Origin of the sequence: Microcoleus sp. A6-C6, assembly GCF_036705955.1 — a bacterium.
In the GTDB taxonomy this organism is placed as follows: Bacteria; Cyanobacteriota; Cyanobacteriia; order Cyanobacteriales; family Microcoleaceae; genus Microcoleus.
The window spans coordinates 1-3260 of record NZ_JAUBVR010000161.1; the positions used below are offsets into that span (position 1 = coordinate 1).

Sequence of the window (3260 nt, forward strand, 5' to 3'; positions counted from 1 at the left end):
ATCCTCGTCTCACCGCGTCTTTCATCCCACACTAATCGAAGCGATATAATGTGGGGATTCCCGTCTGTTTAGCTAAACGAATGATACCATCAGTAGCTTCAGGGTTCTTGGCTCTTGTCGATCGCCCTTACAGAAAACTCGCGATCGGGCGATCGGCACAAAAATTTACAAAAATAGTTGATTTTTCAGAACAGTTGTGTTATAGTAGCCTAGATGCGGGAGTATAGCTCAGTTGGTTAGAGCAGGTGACTCTTAATCTCAAGGTCGAAGGTTCAAGTCCTTCTACTCCCATTTTTAAACAACATAGTACAATACCAATACCCGCAAGCTGTGGTGATATTGTCAATCTTAAAATTATTGACAATAATATCTGTGTCAATCAGCTTGTACAATAATCTCCATGAACATCCAGCAATTTGTTGACAATTCCCTCGGACAATGGCGATCGCAGCGCAGCGCCCATCACTTGACTTTCCGACACTTTGAAGCGATCGAGTCAGTCATTGATATCGTTGCAGTCTCACCCGATGATGCTGCCGTAATCGACCTCTGCAAATCCTACAACATTGACCCAGCCCAAGCAGTAAACCCCTTTCAAATGACCTGGGAGGGACACACAGATTGGGACGAAAACGCCGAAATGAAAGGCAGTTGTATCCTCGTACCAATCCCAGATCCGACAGTCCCCAATCGCGGTAAATTACTGCGAGACCAAGGATATGCCGAAACCATTCCCGCCGCCGCCGACTATCACATCACAGACGATGACACCTTTGTCCTCCTGACAAGCTACGATAACGCCGCAGCCGAAGAAAAAATTTGGTTCGCCAATCCCAACCTGCGCTTTCGTGTTTCCCTGATCAAAACAAGTCAAGGAAGTGGAGTAGTAACCGCATCATTTTCCTCAGAAATTCGATCGCTCTCCGCGAAATAACACCAATTATCAAAAATCATGCAACAGTATTTGTAGGGTGCGTCGCCACAAACAATCCCTAATGTTAATCGACAATATCGGGGCGACGCACCTTAATAGTCAATGAAACAAGCCGAACAATTGTTGGGTAGCCAGAGTTTTGATAAATGGTATAGCAGTTCTCAATCAAGTGAGGCACTCGCCGCAAATTACCAATTACCTTTTTACCAATCGCCAATTACTAATCAGTACCTACATTGATAATTGCTATACAACCAAGTTGAAAAAAGCTTATGAATTCAGTTAAAGCCAACGATTTAATCACTCTCGCTCAGTGGATGGCAGGGGATTTCAGCAACTACAAACAATCCTTTGAAAAGCCCCAACAATTTGCCCATATACATATATTTTTCCGACCTTTACCCTTTGAATTTTTCAATGCCATTGGATTTTACTCTGAGCAGGTTTATGACCACGATATGTGGACTCCCTACCGTCAAGGAGTACACAAATTAATTGACCAGGGAGCACAAATTTATATAGAAAATTATAGTCTCAACGATCCAGTGCAGTACGCCGGCGCAGCACGGGAATTAAGCATTCTCAAGACAATCAAACCAGATTGCATTCAAAGACGCCATAATTGCTCTATGGTTTTCAAACGAGAAGGAGAAATGTTTCGTGGTAGTGTAGAGCCAGGAAACCAGTGTCTCATCCAAAAAAAAGGTTGTTCAACCTACCTGATCAGTGACGTAGAAATTACCGAAACAACCTGGAGCAGTCTCGATCGCGGTATGGATGTAAATACTCATCAACAGATTTGGGGATCAGATAACGGCTCTTTATGGTTTGAAAAGCGTCAAAGTTTTGCTACAGAACTACCACAGATCTAATTATTCGTAGGAATAATTTACAGGCGATCGCAGCACATCCTACAGCCACACCTATCGCCAACAAATACTCCGGCACAAAAAAAGAACTACCTGTAGTACGTGAAGCAGCCACATCCTAGGTTATGTTAAATTATGTAAATTTTTCTAATCTAACATCTAATTATGGTAAATTTTCACATAACACAATAGTGGAGATTTTTTAAATGGTTTTTGGACCTGCATCTCGACTTGGAGTCAGTTTATTTGAAGAAACACCCTGTTTAGAACTGATGCCAGGACGTTCAGAAGAAGAAGTAGAAACCATTATTCGTGCCGTATATCGGCAAGTTTTGGGTAATGCTTACGTCATGGAAAGCGAACGGGCGACAATTCCTGAATCGCAATTCAAACGCGGTGAATTGAGTGTACGCGAATTTGTCCGCGCTCTTGCAAAATCAGATGTTTACCGTTCTCGCTTTTTCGATACTTGTCCTCGCTATCGGTTTCTTGAACTCAATTTCAAACATCTTCTCGGTCGCACTCCCGATGGCCTAGAAGAAATGAGAACCCATAGCACAATTTTAGATACCGAAGGCTACGAGGCAGACATTGATTCTTACCTCGACAGCGATGAATACCAAAACGCCTACGGCGAAAATATCGTTCCCTACTACCGAGGCTACAAAACCCAACCAGGACAAAACATGGTTGGGTTTACTCATATGTTTGCTCTCTTGCGTGGTGCTTCCAGCAGCGATTTCAAAGGAAGTCTGTCTGGAAAATCCCCAGTTCTGAACAAATACGTGATTCAGCAAACTCCTGTAGCAGTCATTCCTCCTTCCGGCGGTTCAGTTGGGGATGGTTGGTCATTTCCCGATAGACAGCGGGCTGCTAAAAGTGTTTACAACGTGGGCTCCGGTGACGAGGGTAAGGTGTTCCGTATCGAAGTCACTGGCTATCGCACTTCTGCCAAGAATCGGGTTCAAAAAATTCGGCAGAGCAACCAAGTTTATGTAGTGCCGTTTTCCAGACTTTCCCAAGAATATCAACGCATCCACAAACAAGGCGGCGTAATTGCCAGCATCACTGCTGTCAACTAGAAACCGCTTAAACTTGTAGCTTCACGACTTGGGGAATTATCTCCCTGAGCGTGTTTGCAAGCAATCCTTAATTTCCAGTTTTGAAGCGTTATTTAGCATTAGGAGAAATTCAATGAGTGTGGTTTTAGATGCACCAGTAGAACTTTGGTCTACTAGCAATGCCGATGATACACAGGCTGTAATTCGGGCAGTTTACAAACAAGTTTTGGGTAATCCCCATGTCATGGAAAGTGAACGCCTGACAGTGCCAGAATCGCAGTTGTGCGATGGTGCGATGACTGTACGGGAATTTGTCCGCGCGGGTGCATCTCACTTTGGCAAATACATCAAATTGAAAGTTGACCGTTGAGATAAGCACAGCGAAGAGAAAGGATA

The 3260-nt window shown here is 43.8% G+C and carries 5 protein-coding genes and 1 tRNA gene; all 6 read left to right on the top strand.

Translation table 11 applies throughout. The features are described from left to right. Positions 1 to 80: 80 nt before the first annotated feature. The 6 genes from QUB52_RS28800 (at position 81) to QUB52_RS28825 (ending at position 3234) form a co-directional block, all read left to right on the top strand. Entirely contained in the window at positions 81 to 227 is a 147-nt protein-coding gene (locus QUB52_RS28800; RefSeq protein ID WP_265234041.1) for a hypothetical protein, read from the top strand. Beyond that, positions 218 to 291: transfer RNA gene (locus QUB52_RS28805), tRNA-Lys, on the top strand. Before QUB52_RS28800 ends, QUB52_RS28805 begins: the two co-directional genes overlap by 10 nt. A gap of 109 nt (positions 292 to 400) precedes the next feature. Then, on the top strand, positions 401 to 934 hold the full coding sequence (locus QUB52_RS28810) for a phycobiliprotein lyase (RefSeq protein WP_265234042.1): 534 nt from the start codon (positions 401 to 403) through the stop codon (positions 932 to 934). A gap of 272 nt (positions 935 to 1206) precedes the next feature. Then, complete coding sequence (locus QUB52_RS28815; protein ID WP_332969189.1) at positions 1207 to 1806, top strand: chromophore lyase CpcT/CpeT; 600 nt, start codon at positions 1207 to 1209, stop codon at positions 1804 to 1806. Between the two features lie 203 nt (positions 1807 to 2009). Further along, on the top strand, positions 2010 to 2885 hold the full coding sequence (locus QUB52_RS28820; RefSeq protein WP_265234045.1) for a phycobilisome linker polypeptide: 876 nt from the start codon (positions 2010 to 2012) through the stop codon (positions 2883 to 2885). Positions 2886 to 2997: 112 nt separating this feature from the next. Continuing rightward, positions 2998 to 3234 (top strand): phycobilisome rod-core linker polypeptide, encoded by a 237-nt coding sequence (locus QUB52_RS28825; protein WP_442923240.1) that lies wholly within the window; start codon positions 2998 to 3000, stop codon positions 3232 to 3234. Positions 3235 to 3260 lie beyond the last annotated feature (26 nt).